The organism is Pseudomonas sp. 21LCFQ010, from assembly GCF_024129905.1.
Classification (GTDB): Bacteria; Pseudomonadota; Gammaproteobacteria; order Pseudomonadales; family Pseudomonadaceae; genus Aquipseudomonas.
Genome location: NZ_JAMYDZ010000047.1, coordinates 1 through 19,063, shown reverse-complemented (window position 1 = coordinate 19,063; position 19,063 = coordinate 1). Strand labels below are relative to the sequence as shown.

Sequence of the window (19,063 nt, the reverse complement as noted above, 5' to 3'; positions counted from 1 at the left end):
TGGACTACAAGCTGGCGTGGCGCGGCGGCTGGCTGATTGCCGTGCCGCCGCGAGATACCAGCCGCACGTGCCCCAGTTGCGGCCATGTGTCGGCGGCCAACCGCCAGACGCAAGCGCTGTTCAGGTGTCTGGGATGTGGTTTCGAAGGCAGCGCCGATGTGGTTGGCGCGATCAATGTACTAAGGGCGGGACACGCCCGGTTAGCCTGTGAAGTGAGCGCAGAGGTCATGGCGCCAGCAGCAGGAACCCACCGAAGCGACTTGGGGGCGGCTCGATGCCGCGCCTGAGCGCCGCAGGAATCTCCGGCCTTCAGGCCGGGGAGGATGTCAAGGAGGGCAATGGAATGCCTGCTCATGCTCATGCACGTAATCTTCGTATTGGTCGCCGCTCGATACAGGGGCAAATCTATCTGGTGACATGTGCCGTCCGGGAACGGGCTCCAGTATTTGCGCAGTTTCATATTGGTCGGATGCTGGTCGCACAACTGCGTTGCCTGCATGAGGCTGGGGCGGTGAATTCGTTGGCCTGGGTAGTGATGCCGGATCACTTGCACTGGTTGTTCGAGCTACGCTCAGGTTCCTTGAGCCAACTGATGCAGCAGCTTAAAGGCGCAAATGCCTATGCGATCAATCGTGCTTGCGGCAACCAGACACTACGTTGGCAAAAGGGTTACCACGACCACGCAGCGAGGACGCAAGAGCAGGTGCTGGAGATGGCGCGCTATGTGATCGCCAACCCGGTTCGCGCAGGATTGGTCGAAAGCGAGGGAGATTACCCGTTGTGGGATTGCGTTTGGACCTGAGTGGCGTGTCCACGCTGTCGTGCAGCAAACACGCAACCCCGTAGGAGCAGCTTCAGCTGCGAAGCCTTCACATCGCGGCCTTCGCGGCTGAAGCCGCTCCTACCGGGGGTATCGCAATCCGGGTCGATCAGACCCCCAGTTCGCCCCCGTCGGCGCGCTGGATCACGACGGTCGACGCCCGTGGTCGTACCTTGCCGACAGTGACGTCAGTGGCCACCTGGGTGGACGGCCAGTTACCCGGGTGCTGGATGTTGATGAACATGCTCTTGTTGTCCGGGGTGAAGGTCACGCCGGTCACTTCGCTGCCGTTGGGGCCGACGAAGAAGCGGCGCAGGTCGGCCTGGTTGCTGGCGTTGACCGGGACTTGCTTGCCGGCGGCGTCCACCATGTTGCTCGGAATCACCGCCAGCATCTGGTCGTTGGTGTAGCTGGTGATGGTCGATTCGCCGTTGTCGGTCTGGATCCACAGGATGCCGCGGCTGTCGAAGGTCATGCCGTCCGGGCTGGCAAACTGGTTGAGTTCGGTCAGGCCGGAGCGGTTCAGGTCGGCAGTGCCCGAGGCGTTGGCGCCGTAGACGAAGATGTCCCAGGTGAACGAGGTCTGGTTGTCGGCGTCGTGCCAGCGGATCACGTGGCCGTGACGGTTCGGCACACGCGGGTTGGCAGCGTTGGCGGTGGTGCGGCTGGAGTTGTTGGTCAGGGTCAGGTACACGTCGCCATTGACCGGGTTGACCGCGGTCCATTCCGGGCGGTCCATCGGCGTGGCACCGACCGCATCGGCTGCGCCGCGGGTGTTGAGGATGATGCCCGGCAGGTCGGTGAATTTGGCGCCCAAGGTGCTGCCGTCGGTGGTCGCGGAAGTGGTGTCGAGCAGCAGCCAGGTGCCGGTGCCGTCCGCGTTGAAGCGCGCCACGTACAGCTTGCCGCTGTCCATGTACTTGGCGCCGGTGGCCAGACGATCACTCGGGTTGGCGTCGGCCGCGCTCCACAGTGCGGTGGAGACGAACTTGTAGAGGTATTCGTTCTGCGAGTCGTCACCCATGTAGAACACCACCGGCTTGCCTTCGGTCAGCAGGCCCGGCCAGCAACCTTCGTGGCGGAAGCGGCCCAGCGCGGTGCGTTTGACCGGCACGCTGGTGTTGGTGTACGGGTCGATCTCGACGATGTAGCCGTAGGTACTGGCTTCGTTGCGGTAGTCCGCCGTGGCGCTGGCACCGGTCGGGGTGATGTTGAAGCGGCGGAACTCGTCGTTGACCTCTGAGCTGTCACCGGCGGCGGTTTCCCACTGGTAGTTGGTCTCGCCGGTGGCCACGCCGATCCGGCGTTGATCGGCCGGTACGGTGCCTTTGTTGACGAAAATGCCCGGCCAGTTTTCTTCACAGGTCAGGTAAGTGCCCCATGGCGTGTAGCCGTTGCCGCAGTTGTTGTTGGTGCCGCGGGTGCGGGTGCCGTCCGGGGAGAACTTGGTTTTGACGTGGTCGGTGCCTTTGAGCGGACCGGACAGGTTCATCACCGAGGCGGTGGTGAAGCGGCGGTTGAGCGGGTCGTTATCGACGATCTGCCAGCGACCATCAACCCGGCGCACATGCATCACACCGGCGCCGTGGGCGTTGATTTCCTTACGCACTTCTTCAACCGGACGCTTGCCGGCAACGGTGGTCGGGCCGTTCGGGTGCAGGGCGTTTTCATCAATGTACTCGTAGTTGATGGCGATGATGCCGTCAGTGGAGCTGCCATTGATCGGGAAGTAATGAATGCCGTCGTGGTGCATGCCGGCCGAGTTGGCCTGGTCGGTAGAGGTGTTGGTACCGTCGTTTTTCCAGGCATTGGCGGTGCTGTTGAACGGGGTGCCCCATGGCGCCAGAACGTGGGCCACGTAACCGGCCGCCACCACACAGGCGTCGGTGCGCGAGCCAGGAATGGAGTTGAAGCCCAGCTTCAGTTTCGGCACTTCCGGGGTCGGGGTGACCGGATTGGTCGGCGTGGTCGGCGCGTCATCACTGGAGCTGCCGCCACCGCTGTCGAAGCAGCCGGTCAGGCCAGTACCGGCAATCAGGGCAATCGCCGCCCCCAGGCCACCGCGCACGACGCTGCGACGGCTCAGGTACGTGTCGATGACTGAACCCATCGGTTCGTTGACGCTCGGGTTGCGGTTCAGGTTATCGCCGGTATCACGACTCATCCATCAGGTCCTTTTATGAGAGTTGGTTTGGAAAAGGAACCGCGGACTTTAAGAGCCAAGTGTGATGATTAATTGGCAGTTTGATTAAATTATGCCACCAGCTTTAGAGGGTTTGTTTCAATATGTAACAGGCGCGTGAGCAAACTCTAATGCAACCTGCTGTTTTTATGAGCCTGACGCAGTGGACTGATTTTTATCAGGTTTAGCGTTATTAAAACGGAGCGCCGCGAGTCCTGAGTTTGATTGTTAGTTTGTCTGACAATCATTGGTTGTCGTAAAAACGGGAAAAATCCATTGCTGCTAGTGGAGCTTTTTCTAACCTGCTGATGGCACCGATGATGGCTCGTTAGTTGCAAAACTGCCATCAAACTGTCATTTGTCATCGCCAATATGCCGCCCCTGTACTGAAACAGTTCCAGGGTGTGTGAACGATGGTCTCTTTGCGGCGGCGCGGTGTGTTGGGGTGGATGACCATGGGCGCCATGGCTCCCTGGTTATCGGCCTGTTCGACGCTGGGTGGGGCCGCCGGCCAGGGTGGCCAGGTCGACCTGCTGTACGTCGCCGATACCCTGGACGCACGCCAGCCCGGCCTGCCGGTAGTACCTGCCACGCGCCTTGGCCCGGCGACCCGGATCGGCCAGGCCCCCTGGATCAGCGGGGCCAATGCGCGGTCCGCACAGCAACGCATGCTTGACCCATTGCTCGATGCCAGCCAGGCCGGTGAGGTGCAAACGGGCGGTTACCCGGTGCTTGGCGCCGTGTTGCAGCGCCTGCGCAACGAGGCCGGGGAAGGCAATAGCCTGACCCTGGAGAACGGCCAGTGCTGGAATGGCAGTGGCCTGGCGTACCTGACCCAAGGCTTGTCCGGTGTGCAGGGCAGTGCGCTGCTGGGCAGCGAAGTACGGGTCAGCAGTGACGAGCGTCTGCTCTGGCCGCAAGCCTGTGCCGGTTTGTACCGACAGTTCAAACATCCGGTACTGGGCGCGGGGCTGGACGCTGACACCGCGCAGCGTTTTGGCACCCGGTCAGTGAGCTTCTTTAGCCGTGGCGGGCTGCGCATCGCGGTGGTGGGCGTCACCGACCCTTACGCGAAGGATCAAAAACCGTCGCTGCAACAATGGCTGGACAACCTGCGGCCGGCGTTCGAGCAGGCGCGCGCCGAAGCCGATCTGGTGATTGCCCTGGCCGACACGGGCACCGGCCCCGGGCTGTGGCTGGCCGAACGAATTCCCCAACTGGATATTCTGCTCTGTGCCCGTGGCCAGGATCTGTGGCCGCAACCGGTGCAGGCACTGCAAGCGTCTGGCAAACAGGTGCCGGTGATCTTCGGCGGCATGCGAGCCAGCGGCGCCTTTCGTATTCGCTGCCAGCAAAACAATGGTCAGTGGCAGTTCAGTGCGCAGTTTCATCCGGCGCTGGAAGGCGCGTTGAGCGCGGCCGATCAGGCCGAGGCCCAGCGGATTCGCCAGCTTGCCCAGCAGCAGCGCGCGGCCCACGCCGGCTGGCTCGACCAGCCGCTGGCGCGAGCACCAGAGCCGCTCTGGCGGCGTGATGTGCGCGGCGGCAGTTGGGACCGCTTGCTGCATCAGGCTCTGGCACAAAAGCCTGACAGCCTGGTGCTGCTGCCCGGCCTGCGGTATGACAGCCCGTTGCAGCGTGGGCAAATGATTACCCGCGAACACCTGCTCAGCCTGACCGGCAGCTATCCGGCGCCGGTGGTCGATGTGTCGGCTAAACAGGTGCCGCAAGTGCTGGAAAACGCCGCCGAGCAACTGTTCGGTGAGCCGCTATTGCTCGATAACAGCCAGGACCTGCCGCGCTGGTTCGGCCAGCCTTGGCAGGTCACCTACAGCGCCAGTGGCAAACGTGTCAGCGGCCTGGGCGAACCTGAAGGCCTGTGCCGCACCTTTGGTCCGGGCGTCGATGCCCAGGCAGGCCAGCCGCTGTGGCAACACCTGGAAGCCTGGCTGCGCGAACAGCCAGACGGTTGGCAACTGGCGAGCCTGGCGCTGCCGCCGGTGCGTTACGTACAGGGCCATCCTGGCTGGCACCCGCGCGAGACAAACGCTTGAGCCGCCTCACCCGTGCCAGTCAGCTGTTGCTGGTCGCGTTGTGCGGCTGGCTGGCGGCGCAGTGTGTGTTGCAGATCAGCAGCAAGAGCGCCAGCGCCGCCGCGCCGGTCACGCTGGCGCCGCTGCCGCAGTTGTTGAGCGAGCACTGGCACAGCCAGGCGGTGACCTCCGGCGACTTGCCGCTGACCCGCCTGCCGATCGAATACATAGGCGGCCTTAAAAGCCGTGACCTGGCGGCCACCGTGGTGGTGCTGCGCTTCGAACAGCGCCAGCGCACCCTCAGCCGTGGTCAGCGGCTGGCCCCCGGTATCGTGCTGCAAGACATCGACGAACGCGGGCTGATCTTCGACAACCACGGCCAGCGCGAGCGGCTGCCGTGGCCGGCGCAGCGTCCTCCATTTGGCATCAAGCAACAGGGCTGAACATGATCACCAAGCACTTTCGTCATCCCCTGCGCATTATCCTGCTGTGCTGCCTGCTGGGCGTGGGCCAGGCCGGCGCTGAAGAAGAGCCGGTCTACGAGGTCAATTTCGTCGACACCGAACTGTCGGAGTTCATCGACAGCGTGTCGCGCATTACCAACACCACGTTCATCATCGACCCGCGGGTCAAGGGCAAGGTCACGGTGCGCAGCATCGAGATGCTTGGCAGTGACGAGATCTACGCGATCTTTCTTGCGCAATTGCGTGCCCAGGGCTTTGCCGCAGTGGACTTGCCCAACGGCAGTGTGAAGATCGTCCCGGATGAGTCGGCGCGCCTTGAGCCGGTGCCGGTGGAGTCCAAGCGCAGCAACGGCAAGGCCAACGACGGCATGGCCACCCGGGTATTCAATGTGCGTAACGCCGCCAGTGAACAGATGCTCAATATCCTGCGGCCGTTGATCGACCCGCGAGTCGGGGTCATCACGCCGTATCCATCGGCCAACCTGCTGGTGATTACCGACTGGCGCAGCAACCTGGACCGCATCGACAACCTGCTGGTGCAGCTCGATCAGGTCAGTCAGGAACCGCTGGAAGTCATGGCCCTCAAGCACGCCAGTGCCAACGACACCGCACAACTGATGACGCGGCTGCTGGCCCGTGAACAGGGCGCCGACAGTGCCCAGGTGGTCGCCGACCCGCGCAGCAACGCCTTGCTGGTGCGCGGCAGCAGCGACAGCCGCCAGCGCGTGCGGGCCCTGTTGCGGCAACTGGACAAACCGCGTGATGCCTTGCAAAGCAGCAATACGGTGGTGATGTACCTGCGCCATGCCAATGCCGCCGAGGTGGTCAAGGTGCTGCGTGGCCTGGGTCAGGAAGACAGCGCAGCGCCGCCCGGTACGGCTGGCGAAGGCGAGAAGCCGCTGGTGGTCAGCAGCAACGGCGTGCGCATGGAATATGAAGAGGGCACCAACGCGGTGGTGATGGTCGGTCCCGACAGTGAACTGGCGGCCTACCGCAGTATCGTCGAGCAACTGGACATTCGCCGTGCCCAGGTGGTGGTCGAGGCGATCATTGCCGAGGTGACCGACACCCGCGTGCAAGAGCTTGGCGTGCAGTGGCTGTTCCAGCACGACAGCCTGGGCGGCGGCACGATCAATTTTCCGGGCGGCACTACGCCAAGCGTGGCCGCTGTTGGCGCGCTGGCGCAAAGTGGCGACAGCACCGGGCTGGCGCAATTACTCTCGGGCGTGCAGGGCGCCGCTGCCGGGGTCGGGCATATCGGCGGCGGGCTGAACTTCATCGCCCTGATCAACGCGCTCAAAGGCCAGAGCGGCTTCAACCTGCTTTCGACCCCGACCCTGCTGACCCTGGATAATGCCGAGGCGTCGATCCTGGTCGGCCAGGAAGTGCCGTTCGTTACCGGTTCGGTGACCCAGAACAACGCCAACCCCTACCAGACCATCGAGCGTCGTGAAGTGGGGGTGAAACTGCGGATCAAGCCGCAGATCAACATCGACAACACCGTGCGCATGGACATCGTCCAGGAAGTCTCCTCGATTGCCGAGAGCGCAGCGGCCAGCGATGTGATCACCAACAAGCGCGAGATCAAGACCAAGGTGATGGTCGCCGACAACGGCCTGGTGGTGCTGGGCGGGCTGATTGGCGATGAGACCACCGACAGCGACCAGCGCGTGCCGCTGCTGGGCGATATTCCCGGGGTCGGCCGGCTGTTTCGCTCCAGCGCCAGCCAGCGGGTCAAACAGAATCTGATGGTGTTTATCCGCCCGCGCATTGTCCGTGACGACCAGACCCTGGCGCAGTTGAGTAGCGAGAAGTACCAGAACCTCAAAACCACGACCAACCTGGCGCTGCCCGAGCGCAAGGCCAGCGACAACCTGTTGCAACTGTACCCGGCGAGCCGTGAGCGGCTGGGCCAGGTGAGCTGGTGAGTGGTCTGCTGGCTTACCGCCTGGCGCGTCAGGCCGGCGTTGCCCGGGTGCCGACCGAGCAGGGCTGGCAGTTATGGCTGCGCGCCGGGGCCGATACCGACACCTTGCAGGAAGTGTTGCGCGTGCATGGTCGGCCGACGGCGGTCGAGCATCTGAGCGCCAATGATTACGAGCAGCGGCTGGGCGGCCTGTACCAGGCCGGAGAGTCGGCCACCGCAGCGCTGATCGAAGGCATCGGCGCCCAGGTCGATCTCGACAGCCTGATGAGCGAGTTGCCGAAGATCGAGGACTTGCTGGAAAACGACAACGACGCGCCGGTGATCCGCCTGATCAACGGCCTGTTTGGCGAAGCGCTGCGGCTACAGGCTTCGGACATTCATGTCGAGACCTTTGAAGCCAGCCTGGTGGTCCGTTTGCGGGTCGATGGTCATCTGCGCGAAGTGCTGCGTCCGCCGCGGGCCTTGTCGGCCATGCTGGTGTCGCGGATCAAGGTCATGGCGCGGCTGGACATCGCCGAAAAGCGCCAGCCCCAGGATGGCCGTATCACCCTGCGCGCCGCAGGCCGTGAAGTCGACATCCGGGTTTCGACCTTGCCGGGCATTCACGGCGAGCGGGTGGTGATGCGGGTACTGGACAAGCAGGCCAGCCTGCTGGACCTTGCCAACCTCGGCATGCCCGCAGCTGTCGAGCGCGGCTTGCGCGCCTGTCTGGCACGACCCAACGGTATCGTGCTCAGCACCGGGCCGACCGGCTCGGGCAAGACCACCACGCTGTACGCCAGCCTCAACAGTCTCAATGACGGCTCGTGCAATATCCTCACCGTCGAAGACCCGGTGGAATACGCGATCACCGGCATCGGCCAGACCGCGATCAACCCGCGCGCCGGGCTGACCTTCGCCAGTGGTCTGCGGGCGATTCTGCGTCAGGACCCGGACGTGATCATGCTCGGTGAAATCCGCGACCAGGAAACCGCACAGATCGCCGTGCAGGCCAGCCTGACCGGGCATCTGGTGCTCTCAACGCTGCACACCAACAGCGCGGTGGGGGCGGTGACACGCTTGCGGGACATGGGGGTCGAGCCGTTTCTGATTGCCTCCAGCCTCAAGGGCGTGATGGCCCAGCGGCTGGTACGTCGGCTGTGCCACTGTGCGACCGCGCAGCCCTTGCAGCCGGCCGAGCGCGAACTATGGCCGGAACTGGCCGAGCTGACCCACAGCTACCATCCCGTCGGCTGCGAGCAGTGCCAAGGCAGTGGCTACGACGGGCGAATTGGCCTGTATGAGTTCATCGAACTGGACGACGGCCTGATTCGCCTGCTCTACGACGGCGCCAGTGAGGTGGCGATGCACGATTACCTCAAGGGCAAGCGCCAGACCCTCGCGGCAATGGCCAGCGATTGCCTGCGCAGCGGCCAGACCAGCCTGGCCGAAGTGCTGCGCGCGGTACGGGGCTGACCGATGCCGACTTATTCCTATCAGGCGCTGGACCAGGCCGGCCGTCTGCGCAAAGCCAGCCTGCAAGCCGAGAACGAACGGCATGCCCGGCAGTTGCTGCGCGAACAGGGCCTGTTCGCCCGCAGCCTGCAGGTGCAGGCTGCCAGCACCCGGCTGCCGCGCAGCCAGCGGCTCAATCATGGCCAGCTATGTGAACTGACCCGGCAACTGGCGACCCTGTCCAGCGCCGGCATTGCGCTGGTCGATGCGCTGGGCACGCTGGAGCGACAACTGGCACAGCCAGCGATTCGCAACCTGCTGGTGGCGGTGCGTGGCTCGCTGGCTGAAGGTCACAGTCTGGCCCAGAGCCTGCGCCGTCAGGGTGGCCTGTTCGATGGCCTGTATTGCTCGCTGGTTGAGGCCGGCGAACGCTCCGGCAAGCTGGCGCCGGTGCTGGAGCGTCTGGCCGAGCATCTGGAGCAGGTCCAGCGCCAGCGCCACAAGGCGCGCACCGCGATGATTTATCCCGCCGTGCTGATGCTGGTTTCGCTGGCGGTGGTGATGGGCTTGATGACCTTCGTGGTGCCCAAGCTCACCGAACAGTTCAACCACAGCGGCCAGACCCTGCCGCTGGTGACCCGGCTGCTGATCGGCCTGAGTGACGCTTTGGTGTGGGCCGGCCCGTGGTTGCTCGGGCTGCTGGTGCTCGGTGGTGCGGGCGCTGGCTGGTTGTTGCGCAAGCCGCACTGGCGGTTGCGCCTGGACCGCTCGCTGTTGCGCTGGCCCCAGGTCGGCGAGCTGCTAGGTGTGCTGGAAAGCGCCCGGCTGGCGCGCAGCCTGGCGATTCTGGCCGGCAGCGGCGTGCCGCTGCTGGAGGCTTTACAGGTCGCCACCGCCACGGTCGGTAATCGCGAGGTGCATCGCGCGTTGCAGAGCGTCCAGGCCCAGGTCGAAGGCGGGGTCAGCCTGCACCGTGCCTTGACCGGCGCCGGGCACTTCCCGCCGCTGCTGTTGAACATGGTTGCCAGCGGCGAGGCCAGCGGCACGCTGCCCGACATGCTCGAACGGGTCGCGGATAACCAGGAGCGTGGCTTCACCCGCCAGGTCGACACACTCATGGCGCTGTTCGAACCCCTGATGATCCTGGTGATGGGCGCGGTGGTGCTGTTTATCGTCCTCGCCGTGCTGCTGCCGATCATGCAGCTCAACCAGGGCCTGTCCTTCTGATTCATGGAGACTTTTGTTATGCCACGTTCCCGCAACCAGCGCGGTTTCACCCTGATGGAAATCATGGTGGTGATTTTCATCATCGGCCTGCTGATCGCCGTGGTCGCGCCCAGCGTGCTCGGCAACCAGGACAAGGCCATGCGCCAGAAAGTGCTGGCCGACCTGTCGACTCTGGAGCAGGCATTGGACATGTACCGCCTCGACAACCTGCGTTACCCCAGCGGCGAGCAGGGCCTGGGCGCACTGGTCAAGGCGCCGAGCGTAGAGCCGCTGGCCCGTGCCTGGCGCGCCGATGGTTACATTCGTCGCCTGCCGGATGATCCGTGGGGCAACCCGTACCGCTACCGTGCACCGGGCCAGCACGGGCGCATCGACATCTATTCGCTGGGCGCCGACGGTGTCGAGGGCGGCGAAGGCACCGACAGCGACATTGGTAACTGGAGCCTGTAACGGTGACGCGCAGCTGCGGCTTCACGCTGTTGGAACTGCTGGTCGTGCTGTTGATCGTCGGCCTGTTCAGTGGCCTGAGTGTGGCCTGGCTCAATGGCGGGCCGGGCGCCGCATTACAGGCGCTGGACCAGTTGGCCGCCCAGGCGCAGCAGCAGGCGGCCGTGGCCCGGCATAGCGGGCAGTTGAGCGGCTTGCGCTGGAATGGCCGCCAGCCCGAGTTCGTCCGCTGGCAGCAGGGCCAGTGGCGGGTTGAGCCTTGGCGGCCATCGGCCTGGCCGCAGGCGTTGCGTGCCGACTGGCCAGCTTCCGGTGAACCTCGGGTGATCTTCACCCCGGCCGGTGTCGCCAGCCCGGTGAATTTGCGCTGGCAATGGCCGGACGGGCAGCAGAATTGGCGCTGGGGCAGTGACAACCGGCTGCTGCGAGGCGATGCCTTGTGAGTAGCGCATTGAAACGGCAGCGCGGCTTCACCTTGCTGGAAGTCATGGTCGCACTGGGTATTGCTGCGGTGATGACGGTGATGGTCAGCCAGATGCTGCGCCAGCGTATCGCGGTGCATCAGGCGGTGCAGCAGCATCGGCTCGGCAGCCTGTGCGCCCGGGAGCTGGAAGCACGTTTCAGTGTCGAGCAGTACTGGCCGGCGGCTAATCAGGTGCAGGGCCAGTTGCAGCAGGGCAACCAGACCTGCCACTGGCGTCTGGAGCTGGGCATGACCGGCGTGCGAGACCTGCGCCGTGGTGAACTGAGGTTGTTCGCCAGTCGCGACGAGCGTGAGCCGTTGGGCCAGTTCAGCCTGTTTCTGGTACGGCCACGATGAAGCATGCGCGCGGCCTGACCTTGATCGAGCTGCTGGTGGCGCTGGCGCTGACCGCCGTACTGGGTGTGGTGCTGGCGGCGCTGGTCAACGGTTGGAGCAAGGTCCGTGAGCGGCTGGGCGAGGCGAGCGAGCAACCACAGGTGCTGGAGTTCTGCCTGGCGCTGGAGCGGCGTTTCGACAGCCTGATCGTGCGCCAGCTTTATGAACAGCGTTTGCCGTTGCCGCTGCACGCGCTGGACTGGCAACCCGCTGCCAACCAACTGGATTGGGTGGCGCTCAGCGCCTGGCCCGAGGCGGGCGCTGCGTCGCGTCAGGAGCGTCAGCGGCTGTTGTATGAACAACGCGAGAGGCGCCTGAGCGTAGCCACTTCGCAAGACTTGTACGCGGTTGCTGCGCCGCGCTGGCAACGCCGTGAGCAACTGGAGGGCGTCGACCGGGTGCAGTGGAGTTTCTATCAGGGCAATCGCTGGCTGGCGTTCCCTTCCAGCGTCGCCGCATCACCGACGCGCGGCGTGCGGCTGGCGTTCGACTATCAGGGGTCACCTTATGTATGCACCTTTAATCTTGCGGATCTCACGCCTTGAAAACAGCCCTCATTAATCAGTTTGAGCGCCTGTCGCCCGGCCGCCGCAAGCCATGTGCCTGGCTGCTGGTACGCCCCGAAGCTGGCGGCTGGCAGTGGCGGCGTGTACCGGGTAATCAACAGGGCAGCTGGCCGCCACCGGCCGATACTTTGCAAGCGGCACGGGTGGCGCTGCTGATTCCGGCGATGCATTGCAGCCACTTTCAGGTCGCAGCGCCACCTGGGCTCAAGCGTCATGAATGGCCGTTGTTGCTTGAAGACCAGTTGCAGCAACCGCCGGAGCAGGTGCAGGTGCATTGCCTGGCGCGCAGCGCCGGGCACCTGCAATTGCTGGTGGTCAACAAGACGCAGGTTCAGCAATGGCTGAGCGAGGCCGAGCAATTGGGTATCACGCCTGAGTCTCTGTGGGCCGAGCTGCAACTGATGCCCCTGGCAGGTGCTGGTGAGGTGCGTTGCTGGGTTCGCGATGATGCGCGCTACCTGGTGCGCGCCGATGAGCAAGGACGCCAGCAATGGCTGGTGTGGCCAGACGCGCTGGGCGAGCCGCCTGAAGGCTGGCGCAGCGATGCCTGCATGCACGGCGACTGGCCGCCGCAGTACGCGGATTTACAGCGCTTGCCGAACCTGTTGGACGTGCGCCAAGTGCGGCGCGCTAGAACCGCGCTGTTCAATCCTGTGCAACGCCGTCTGCTGGCGCTGGCCACGGTGTTGGGCCTTGGCTGGGCAAGCCTGAGCCTGGTGCAGTGGCTCGGTCAGGTGCCGGGCTGGAAGGCCGAGGTCCAGGCGCTGACCGGTCCGCTGGCCAATACCCGTCAGGCCAGTCGTGAGCTGGCGCGCTTACAGAGCGAACAGACCGACTGGCGGGTGCGGCAAGAGCAACTGGTGATGCTTGAACAGGCCATCGGCAACTGGCTGGGCAGCCAGCAGGGCTGGGGCGTATCAGGCAGTTACTTCGATGGCCGTACCTGGCGGCTGGTGTTGAGTGGCAATGCCACGCGGCCAGCGGCCGACCATTGGCAAAGCCTGGCGAAAGCGGCTGGCGCCACCGCCAGTGCCGAGCCGAGTGAAAACGGTGCGTTGCTGACCGTGCGTTTCGATCTGGGAGCCCAGCCATGAAGGATCTGTTGCAGCGCCTGACCCAAGGCTATGCCGCGCTGCCCGCGCCGCGCCGTTATCTGTTGCTGGGCGGTTGGGTGGTGGTGTTGACGCTGGTGCTGGTGTTGCTGGGTCGGCCGTTGGTCGACTATGTCCGGTCCGTGCAGCAATGGCAGGCACTGGCCGGTCAGGCGCGGCTGTTGCAGCGCGGCGACGGGTTGAGCAATGAGCGCTGGCAGGCACTGGCCAGCGCCCGTGGCGTGACCCTGACCGCCGTCGAACAGCGTGGCGAAGTCTGGCAGGTGCGCGGCGAGGTGTCGCGCGCCGAGAAGCTTGCGCAACTGATGCGCGGTGTTCAGGAGCAGGGTGCCCGGCCGCTGCGCTGGAGCCTGGAGCAGAGCGGTGCAGGGCTGGTGTTCAATCTGGATGTCAGCCGCAGCGGGGCGCAGCCTTGAGTCGTGGCCTGTGGTGCGCAGGTGTGCTGGTGTTCGCCCTGACCCTGCTGGTCAAGCTGCCCGCCAGTTGGGTGTTGCGCGGGTTCGACTGGGCGCCGGGCTGGCAGCCTGAGCAGGTCAGCGGCAGCTTGTGGCATGGGCGTATCGAGCGGCTGGGTGTGTTCGGGCCGTTGAGCTGGCAACTGCGTCCGTTGCAGCGTCAATTACAGGTCGATGCCGGCCTTCAGCAGCAAGCCTGGGCCTTGCGTGTCGAGGGCTGGCCGTGGCGCTGGCAAGCCCGTTTGCAACCTGCGCCGGTGCAGGCCACGACCCGCAGCGACTACCTGCTCGATGGCCAGTGGCAAGGCGCGCTGCAATTCGAGGCGCGCGGCAGCCGTTGTATCGGCAGCCAGGGTGAACTGAGCGGGCAGCAGCTCGCGATGCTGGCGCCCTGGTCGTTGACCCTGGGCAGTGCCCGGATCTCGGCCAATTGCCAGCAAGGCCTGCAACTGCTGGCCGAGATCGAGCGCGCTGGTGAACATCGCCTGCAGGCCCGTATGCAACCTGTGCAGCAACGCCTGCAGCTCAGCGGTCAGGTACAGCCTGACGCGGCCATTACTCCCTTGCTGGTGCAGGCCGGCCTGCTCAAAGCCGGTGCCGGGCAGTTTGAAAAGCGCTTCAGTCCGCGCTGAAAACGCTCCAAAACCGACATCGATGAGCGGCTTTTTTCAGCGACCTGCTGATTTTTCAGTGGTTTGACAGGCTTCGGCAAGAAGCGCTGTTGTCTGGGAGCGACACCCGTGCAAAACGGTGTAGACACATTGTCTTACAGGCTCTTATATTTGTTAGACAAATTGTAGACATTGCTCCGCGACCAGCAGAATAATCATCATGAAAGCCTGTTCCGAAGTCGATCAATCCAGCGCCGACGCTCCCCAGGACCGTAAGGCTGCCTTGGGCGATGCACTGCGTCGCCGCATCCTCAACATGGAGCTGATTCCGGGTCAGGTCATTGATGAACTGTTGCTAGGCAACGAGTTCGGTCTGTCACGTCCGCCAGTGCGTGAGCTGCTGCGCCAGATTGCCGCCGAAGGCTACATCGAGCTGGAAACCCAACGCGCACCGCGGGTCGCTTCAATGGGCCATGAGTCGCTGCGCGGCTTTTTTCTGGCCGCGCCGCTGATCTACAGCGCCACCACGCAACTGGCGGCCAGTCATGCCAGTGCAGCGCAGATCGGGGTGCTCAAAGGCATTCAGCAACAGTTTCGCCAGGCCATCGTGGACAACGACGTCGATGCGCGGGTTATCCACAACGATGCCTTCCATCTCGAAATCGGCAAGATGGCCCACAACGATTATTTGCTGCCCAGCCTGCGCCGCTTGCTGATCGACCATGCGCGGCTCGGGCGGATTTTCTACCGCCACCCCAGTACCGATGACATGCAGCGCGACCTGCAACTGGCCTGCGAGCAGCATGACCAGATGATCGAAGCCATCGAGCAGCGCGACGCCGCCAGGGCAGCGGTGGTGGTGGGCGAGCATTTCGAGCTGTCCAGACGGCGCATGGCCGAATACGCCACACCCATGGCCGCTTCGGTGGCGTTTACCTATTGAGTAGCGACACCTGGCGGCATAGCAGGCCAGACCAATCGAACAATAAAGCGCAGGTCCCAGCAATGACGAAAGTAACTCATCTGCCCGCAGACGATACCACCTGCGGTTGGTATCACCTCAGCCGCAAGCGCCAGCCAAAGCCTGCACATGCCGGCAAGAGTTCCGCACGCTGGGTGGTGGTGGGGGCCGGCTTTACCGGGCTGGCGGCTGCCCGGCAACTGGCGCTGAATTTTCCCAATGACGAAATCGTGCTGGTCGAAGCCCAGGAAGTGGGTTTTGGCACCTCCGGGCGTAACGCCGGGTTCGCCATCGACCTGCCCCACGACATTGGCGCCGATGACTACATCGGTGATCTGGACACCGCCAATATCAACATGAAGCTCAACCTCACCGGCCAGTCGTTGCTGCGTGAGGTGGTCGAGCAGCATGGCATCGATTGCCAGATGAAAGCCTGCGGCAAGTATCAGGCGGCAGTGGAAGACCGTGGTATTGCAGTGCTGGATGCCTACCGTCGTGGTCTGGACAAGCTCGGCCAGCCTTACGAGGTGATCGAGCAAGCCGACATCCCTGCGCACATCGGCACGCATTTCTATCGCAAGGCGCTGTTCACTCCGGGCACGGTGCTGATCCAGCCTTCAGCGCTGGTCAAAGGCCTGGCCGACACGTTGCCGGCCAACGTCACCTTGTATGAACACACGCCGATCACCGATGTGGAGTACGGCGACAAGATTGTGCTGCGCCATGCCCACGGCAGTATCACCGCCGACAAACTGGTGCTGACCAACAATGCGTTCGGCATGAGCTTTGGCTTTCTCAAAGGCCGCATGCTGCCGGTGTTCACCTACGCCAGCATCACCCGCACCCTGACCGACGAAGAACAGCAGCGGCTGGGCGGCAAACCCTATTGGGGCGTGATTCCGGCCGACACCTTCGGCACCACCGTGCGGCGCACGCCGGACAACCGTCTGCTGATCCGCAACAGTTTCAGCTTCAACCCGGACGGCCGTGCCAACCAGAAGTCTCTGCAGCGCTTCGTCAACCGCCACCGTGCGTCGTTCGCGGCGCGTTTTCCGATGCTGCCGCAGGTCGATTTCGAATACACCTGGGGCGGTGCCCTGGCGCTGTCGCGCAACCACGCCGGGCACTTCGGCGAGCTGGCGCCCAACGTTTTCGGTGCGCTGTGCTGTAACGGCCTGGGCATCACCCGCGGCACAGTGACCGGCACCTTGCTGGCCAACTGGCTGGCCGGCCAGCGCAACGACCTGACCGATTACCTGCTGGGTTCGCCGGGTCCGAACCGCAACCCGCCAGAGCCGTTTCTCTCGGCAGGGGTGAACTTCAACCTGATGTGGGGGCAGTACCGGGCAGGACGGGAAAGCTAAGCGTGCAGGCGGGGAGATCGTGTGCTCGCCTCAACGGTCGTCCAGACGGCCGGTTCCACGGATTCACAAGGCATGACGGATTTTCAGGGCTGAACCGCTGTTCGGCTTTACGGGTGCGTTCGGCCTGAATTAACGGTTTTTGGAGACAATAATGACAATGCCCCATACCTCAATCGAGGACGTACCGCTCAACTCGTTCCACAAGCTGCTGACGGTCCGCTCCGGTGGTGGCTCGTTTGTCGATGGTTACGTTCTGAGCATCATCGGCGTGTGCATGCTGCAGATGACGGCGGCACTGGGCCTGAGTGCGTTCTGGCAAGGCATGATCGCCGCCTCGGCACTGATCGGCATTTTCTTCGGCGGCTTTTTCGGTGGTTGGCTGACCGATCGGTTCGGTCGCAAACGCATTTTCTTCGTCGGCCCGACCCTGTTCGTGCTGGCCTCGGTGGCGCAGTTGTGGGTCGAGTCGGAACTGACCCTGTTCCTGCTGCGTTTCATGATCGGCGTGGCGGTGGGCATCGAGTACCCGGTGGCCACCTCGCTGCTGGTCGAATTCCTGCCCAAAAAATACCGCGGCCCGCGTCTGGCGACCCTGACCATCCTGTGGTTCGCCGGTGCTGCGACGGCCTATCTGTCCGGTGACGTTATCTTGCGGCACGGTGGCGAAGAAGGCTGGCGTCTGGTGCTGGCCAGCTCGGCAATCATTGGTGCGGCGCTGTTTCTGGTGCGTCTGGGGACCCCCGAGTCGCCGCGCTGGCTGCTCGGTAAAGGCCGGCCCGGCGAAGCTGAGGCAATTATCAAACAGGTCTACGGCCCGGACTTCTCGTTGCAGAACCTGCCTGAGCAACCGAAAGAGAAAAAACTCTCGGTACTCAACCTGCTGCATTCGGGCTATGGCAAGCGCATGTTGTTCGTCGCGATGTTCTGGAGCTGCTCGGTGATACCGGTGTTTGCCGTGTACGCCTTCGCGCCGACGGTGCTGGCGGCGTTGAACCTCAAGGGTGACTGGGCGGCCTTTGGTTCGATCATCATCACCTTCCTGTTCGTGATCGGCTGCATCATCGCCACCAACCTGATCAACAGCATGGGCCGGCGCAGCATGCTGATCTATAGCTTCCTGCTCTCGGGTATCGCGCTGCTGGGCCTGGCCGCTTGTCACGACGCTTCGCAGGTCCTGATCCTTACATTATTCGGTGCGTACGCGCTATTTATCGGCGGCGCCCAGGTGCTACAACTGGTCTACCCCAATGAGCTGTTTCCGACCGAAATCCGCGCTTGCGCGGTCGGCGTCGGCACCTCGCTGTCGCGGGTCGGTGCGGCGGTCGGCACCTGGCTGGTGCCTATGGCGCTCGACAGCTACGGCATCGGTTTCACCATGTATGCCGCCGCTGCCGTGACCCTGGTCGGGCTGCTGTTCTCCCTTGCTCTTGCCCCTGAAACCCGCTCGCTGAACCTGCAGCAGGCGGCTTCGCTGTCCTGAAAACAACCCGCCGCGCCGATGAGCGCGGCGTCTTACCCCGTGGAGGTTAACCCCATGAAATTCGAAGGCATCTACACTCCGGCCATCACCCCGCTCAAGGCTGACGGCTCGATCGACGCTTCGGCCTTTGCCGAGGTTCTGGAATACCTGATCGCTCAGAAGGTGCACGGCATCATCATTGGCGGCTCCACCGGTGAGTACTACGCGCACACCAGCCAGGAGCGCTTCGACCTGGCAGCCCAGGCCAAGGACGTGATCAACGGCCGCCTGCCACTGATCATCGGCACCGGCGCGATTCGCACCGAAGACTCGGTGGCCTATGCCGAACACGCCAAGTCGATCAAGGCTGACGCGCTGCTGGTCGGCACCCCGCCTTACGCACTGCCGACCCAGCAGGAAATCGCTATTCACGTCAAAGCCGTGGACCGCGCTGCCGGCCTGCCGATCATGCTCTACAACTACCCAGGCCGCATGAGCGTGGCCATGGACGACGAGTTCTTCGATGCGGTGGCCGATGTGCAAAACATCATCGCCATCAAGGAAAGCTCGGGCGACATGAACCGCCTGCACCGCACTGCGGTGAAGTACCCCAACATCGCGCTGTCGTGCGGCTGGGACGACCAGGCCCTGGAGTTCTTTGCCTGGGGCGCGCAGAGCTGGGTTTGCGCCGGCTCCAACTTCATCCCGCGTGAGCACGTGGCGCTGTTTGAGGCCTGTGTGATCGAGAAAGACTTCAACAAGGGCCGTCGGATCATGGCTGAACTGATGCCGCTGATGGATTTCCTGGAAAACGGCAAGTTCGTCCAGTCGATCAAGTACGGCAGCGAGCTGCAAGGCCTGAAATCCGGTGGTGTGCGTGCGCCGCTGCAAGGCCTGAGCGACGCCGAGAAACAAGCGCTGAGCGAGGTGGTCAGCACCCTCAAGCGCAACATCGCGCAAATCACCGGAGGTGCCTGAGATGGCCGAGCTGCTGAGCAAAGACCAATACAAGGCACTGGCCGCTGAATTGAAATTCCCGACCCAGGCATTCATCAACGGTGAATTCCGCGATGCGCTGTCGGGCAATACCTTCGCCACCACTAACCCGGCCACTGGCGAGTTGCTGGCCAACATCGCCGCCG

19 protein-coding genes and 1 pseudogene are annotated in these 19,063 nt (G+C 63.7%); 19 read left to right on the top strand and 1 reads right to left on the bottom strand.

Going from position 1 to position 19,063, the window contains the following annotated elements; genetic code table 11:
• On the top strand, positions 1 to 287 hold a 287-nt coding region (locus NJC38_RS28545), incomplete at its 5' end, for a transposase (protein WP_253118133.1).
• Positions 275 to 802, top strand: a complete 528-nt coding sequence (locus NJC38_RS28540) for a transposase (protein WP_366856683.1) — start codon at positions 275 to 277, stop codon at positions 800 to 802. The genes NJC38_RS28545 and NJC38_RS28540, both read left to right, overlap by 13 nt.
• 127 nt (positions 803 to 929) lie before the next feature.
• On the opposite strand, the gene NJC38_RS28535 is transcribed toward NJC38_RS28540, so the two are convergent.
• Entirely contained in the window at positions 930 to 2,984 is a 2,055-nt protein-coding gene (locus tag NJC38_RS28535; protein ID WP_253118132.1) for a PhoX family phosphatase, read from the bottom strand.
• 431 nt (positions 2,985 to 3,415) lie between these two features.
• Between NJC38_RS28535 and NJC38_RS28530 the strand changes: the two genes are divergently transcribed.
• From NJC38_RS28530 to NJC38_RS28450, 17 genes and pseudogenes are all read left to right on the top strand, one after another.
• On the top strand, positions 3,416 to 5,056 hold the full coding sequence (locus NJC38_RS28530) for a lipoprotein UxpA (protein WP_253118131.1): 1,641 nt from the start codon (positions 3,416 to 3,418) through the stop codon (positions 5,054 to 5,056).
• Positions 5,053 to 5,478, top strand: coding sequence for a general secretion pathway protein GspB (locus tag NJC38_RS28525; RefSeq protein WP_253118130.1), 426 nt, complete (start codon positions 5,053 to 5,055; stop codon positions 5,476 to 5,478). The genes NJC38_RS28530 and NJC38_RS28525 overlap by 4 nt, the downstream gene beginning before the upstream one ends.
• 2 nt (positions 5,479 to 5,480) lie before the next feature.
• The gene (gene gspD / locus NJC38_RS28520; RefSeq protein WP_253118129.1) at positions 5,481 to 7,427 is read left to right on the top strand and encodes a type II secretion system secretin GspD; all 1,947 of its coding nucleotides are present in this window, start codon (positions 5,481 to 5,483) and stop codon (positions 7,425 to 7,427) included.
• A 5-nt stretch (positions 7,428 to 7,432) separates the two neighbouring features.
• On the top strand, positions 7,433 to 8,881 hold the full coding sequence (locus tag NJC38_RS28515) for an ATPase, T2SS/T4P/T4SS family (protein ID WP_253118134.1): 1,449 nt from the start codon (positions 7,433 to 7,435) through the stop codon (positions 8,879 to 8,881).
• 3 nt (positions 8,882 to 8,884) lie between these two features.
• On the top strand, positions 8,885 to 10,087 hold the full coding sequence (gene gspF / locus NJC38_RS28510; protein WP_253118128.1) for a type II secretion system inner membrane protein GspF: 1,203 nt from the start codon (positions 8,885 to 8,887) through the stop codon (positions 10,085 to 10,087).
• A gap of 18 nt (positions 10,088 to 10,105) precedes the next feature.
• Complete coding sequence (gene gspG / locus NJC38_RS28505) at positions 10,106 to 10,537, top strand: type II secretion system major pseudopilin GspG (protein WP_366856679.1); 432 nt, start codon at positions 10,106 to 10,108, stop codon at positions 10,535 to 10,537.
• A 2-nt stretch (positions 10,538 to 10,539) separates the two neighbouring features.
• On the top strand, positions 10,540 to 10,977 hold the full coding sequence (locus NJC38_RS28500; RefSeq protein WP_253118126.1) for a prepilin-type N-terminal cleavage/methylation domain-containing protein: 438 nt from the start codon (positions 10,540 to 10,542) through the stop codon (positions 10,975 to 10,977).
• Positions 10,974 to 11,354 (top strand): type II secretion system protein, encoded by a 381-nt coding sequence (locus NJC38_RS28495; protein ID WP_366856677.1) that lies wholly within the window; start codon positions 10,974 to 10,976, stop codon positions 11,352 to 11,354. Before NJC38_RS28500 ends, NJC38_RS28495 begins: the two co-directional genes overlap by 4 nt.
• Positions 11,351 to 11,938, top strand: a complete 588-nt coding sequence (locus tag NJC38_RS28490; RefSeq protein WP_253118125.1) for a prepilin-type N-terminal cleavage/methylation domain-containing protein — start codon at positions 11,351 to 11,353, stop codon at positions 11,936 to 11,938. The genes NJC38_RS28495 and NJC38_RS28490 overlap by 4 nt, the downstream gene beginning before the upstream one ends.
• Positions 11,935 to 13,053: a type II secretion system protein GspL gene (locus NJC38_RS28485; protein ID WP_253118124.1), complete on the top strand. Its 1,119-nt coding sequence runs from the start codon at positions 11,935 to 11,937 to the stop codon at positions 13,051 to 13,053. Before NJC38_RS28490 ends, NJC38_RS28485 begins: the two co-directional genes overlap by 4 nt.
• Positions 13,050 to 13,487, top strand: a complete 438-nt coding sequence (gspM, locus tag NJC38_RS28480) for a type II secretion system protein GspM (protein WP_253118123.1) — start codon at positions 13,050 to 13,052, stop codon at positions 13,485 to 13,487. Before NJC38_RS28485 ends, gspM begins: the two co-directional genes overlap by 4 nt.
• Entirely contained in the window at positions 13,484 to 14,158 is a 675-nt protein-coding gene (locus NJC38_RS28475; RefSeq protein ID WP_253118122.1) for a type II secretion system protein N, read from the top strand. The genes gspM and NJC38_RS28475 overlap by 4 nt, the downstream gene beginning before the upstream one ends.
• 199 nt (positions 14,159 to 14,357) lie before the next feature.
• On the top strand, positions 14,358 to 15,080 hold the full coding sequence (locus tag NJC38_RS28470) for a GntR family transcriptional regulator (RefSeq protein WP_253118121.1): 723 nt from the start codon (positions 14,358 to 14,360) through the stop codon (positions 15,078 to 15,080).
• A 62-nt stretch (positions 15,081 to 15,142) separates the two neighbouring features.
• Positions 15,143 to 16,462, top strand: a complete 1,320-nt coding sequence (locus NJC38_RS28465) for an FAD-binding oxidoreductase (protein ID WP_253118120.1) — start codon at positions 15,143 to 15,145, stop codon at positions 16,460 to 16,462.
• 151 nt (positions 16,463 to 16,613) lie between these two features.
• Entirely contained in the window at positions 16,614 to 17,942 is a 1,329-nt protein-coding gene (locus tag NJC38_RS28460; RefSeq protein WP_253118119.1) for an MFS transporter, read from the top strand.
• A 54-nt stretch (positions 17,943 to 17,996) separates the two neighbouring features.
• The gene (locus NJC38_RS28455; protein WP_253118118.1) at positions 17,997 to 18,899 is read left to right on the top strand and encodes a dihydrodipicolinate synthase family protein; all 903 of its coding nucleotides are present in this window, start codon (positions 17,997 to 17,999) and stop codon (positions 18,897 to 18,899) included.
• Position 18,900: 1 nt separating this feature from the next.
• A pseudogene (locus tag NJC38_RS28450) lies at positions 18,901 to 19,063 on the top strand (aldehyde dehydrogenase); the annotation flags it as partial.

Coding starts and splice junctions, on each gene's coding strand:
- NJC38_RS28540 (WP_366856683.1), top strand. CDS start 275: ATGCCGCGCCTGAGCGCCGCAGGAATCTCCGGCCTTCAGGCCGGGGAG.
- NJC38_RS28535 (WP_253118132.1), bottom strand. CDS start 2,984: ATGAGTCGTGATACCGGCGATAACCTGAACCGCAACCCGAGCGTCAAC.
- NJC38_RS28530 (WP_253118131.1), top strand. CDS start 3,416: ATGGTCTCTTTGCGGCGGCGCGGTGTGTTGGGGTGGATGACCATGGGC.
- gspD (WP_253118129.1), top strand. CDS start 5,481: ATGATCACCAAGCACTTTCGTCATCCCCTGCGCATTATCCTGCTGTGC.
- gspF (WP_253118128.1), top strand. CDS start 8,885: ATGCCGACTTATTCCTATCAGGCGCTGGACCAGGCCGGCCGTCTGCGC.
- gspG (WP_366856679.1), top strand. CDS start 10,106: ATGCCACGTTCCCGCAACCAGCGCGGTTTCACCCTGATGGAAATCATG.
- NJC38_RS28490 (WP_253118125.1), top strand. CDS start 11,351: ATGAAGCATGCGCGCGGCCTGACCTTGATCGAGCTGCTGGTGGCGCTG.
- gspM (WP_253118123.1), top strand. CDS start 13,050: ATGAAGGATCTGTTGCAGCGCCTGACCCAAGGCTATGCCGCGCTGCCC.
- NJC38_RS28470 (WP_253118121.1), top strand. CDS start 14,358: ATGAAAGCCTGTTCCGAAGTCGATCAATCCAGCGCCGACGCTCCCCAG.
- NJC38_RS28465 (WP_253118120.1), top strand. CDS start 15,143: ATGACGAAAGTAACTCATCTGCCCGCAGACGATACCACCTGCGGTTGG.
- NJC38_RS28460 (WP_253118119.1), top strand. CDS start 16,614: ATGACAATGCCCCATACCTCAATCGAGGACGTACCGCTCAACTCGTTC.
- NJC38_RS28455 (WP_253118118.1), top strand. CDS start 17,997: ATGAAATTCGAAGGCATCTACACTCCGGCCATCACCCCGCTCAAGGCT.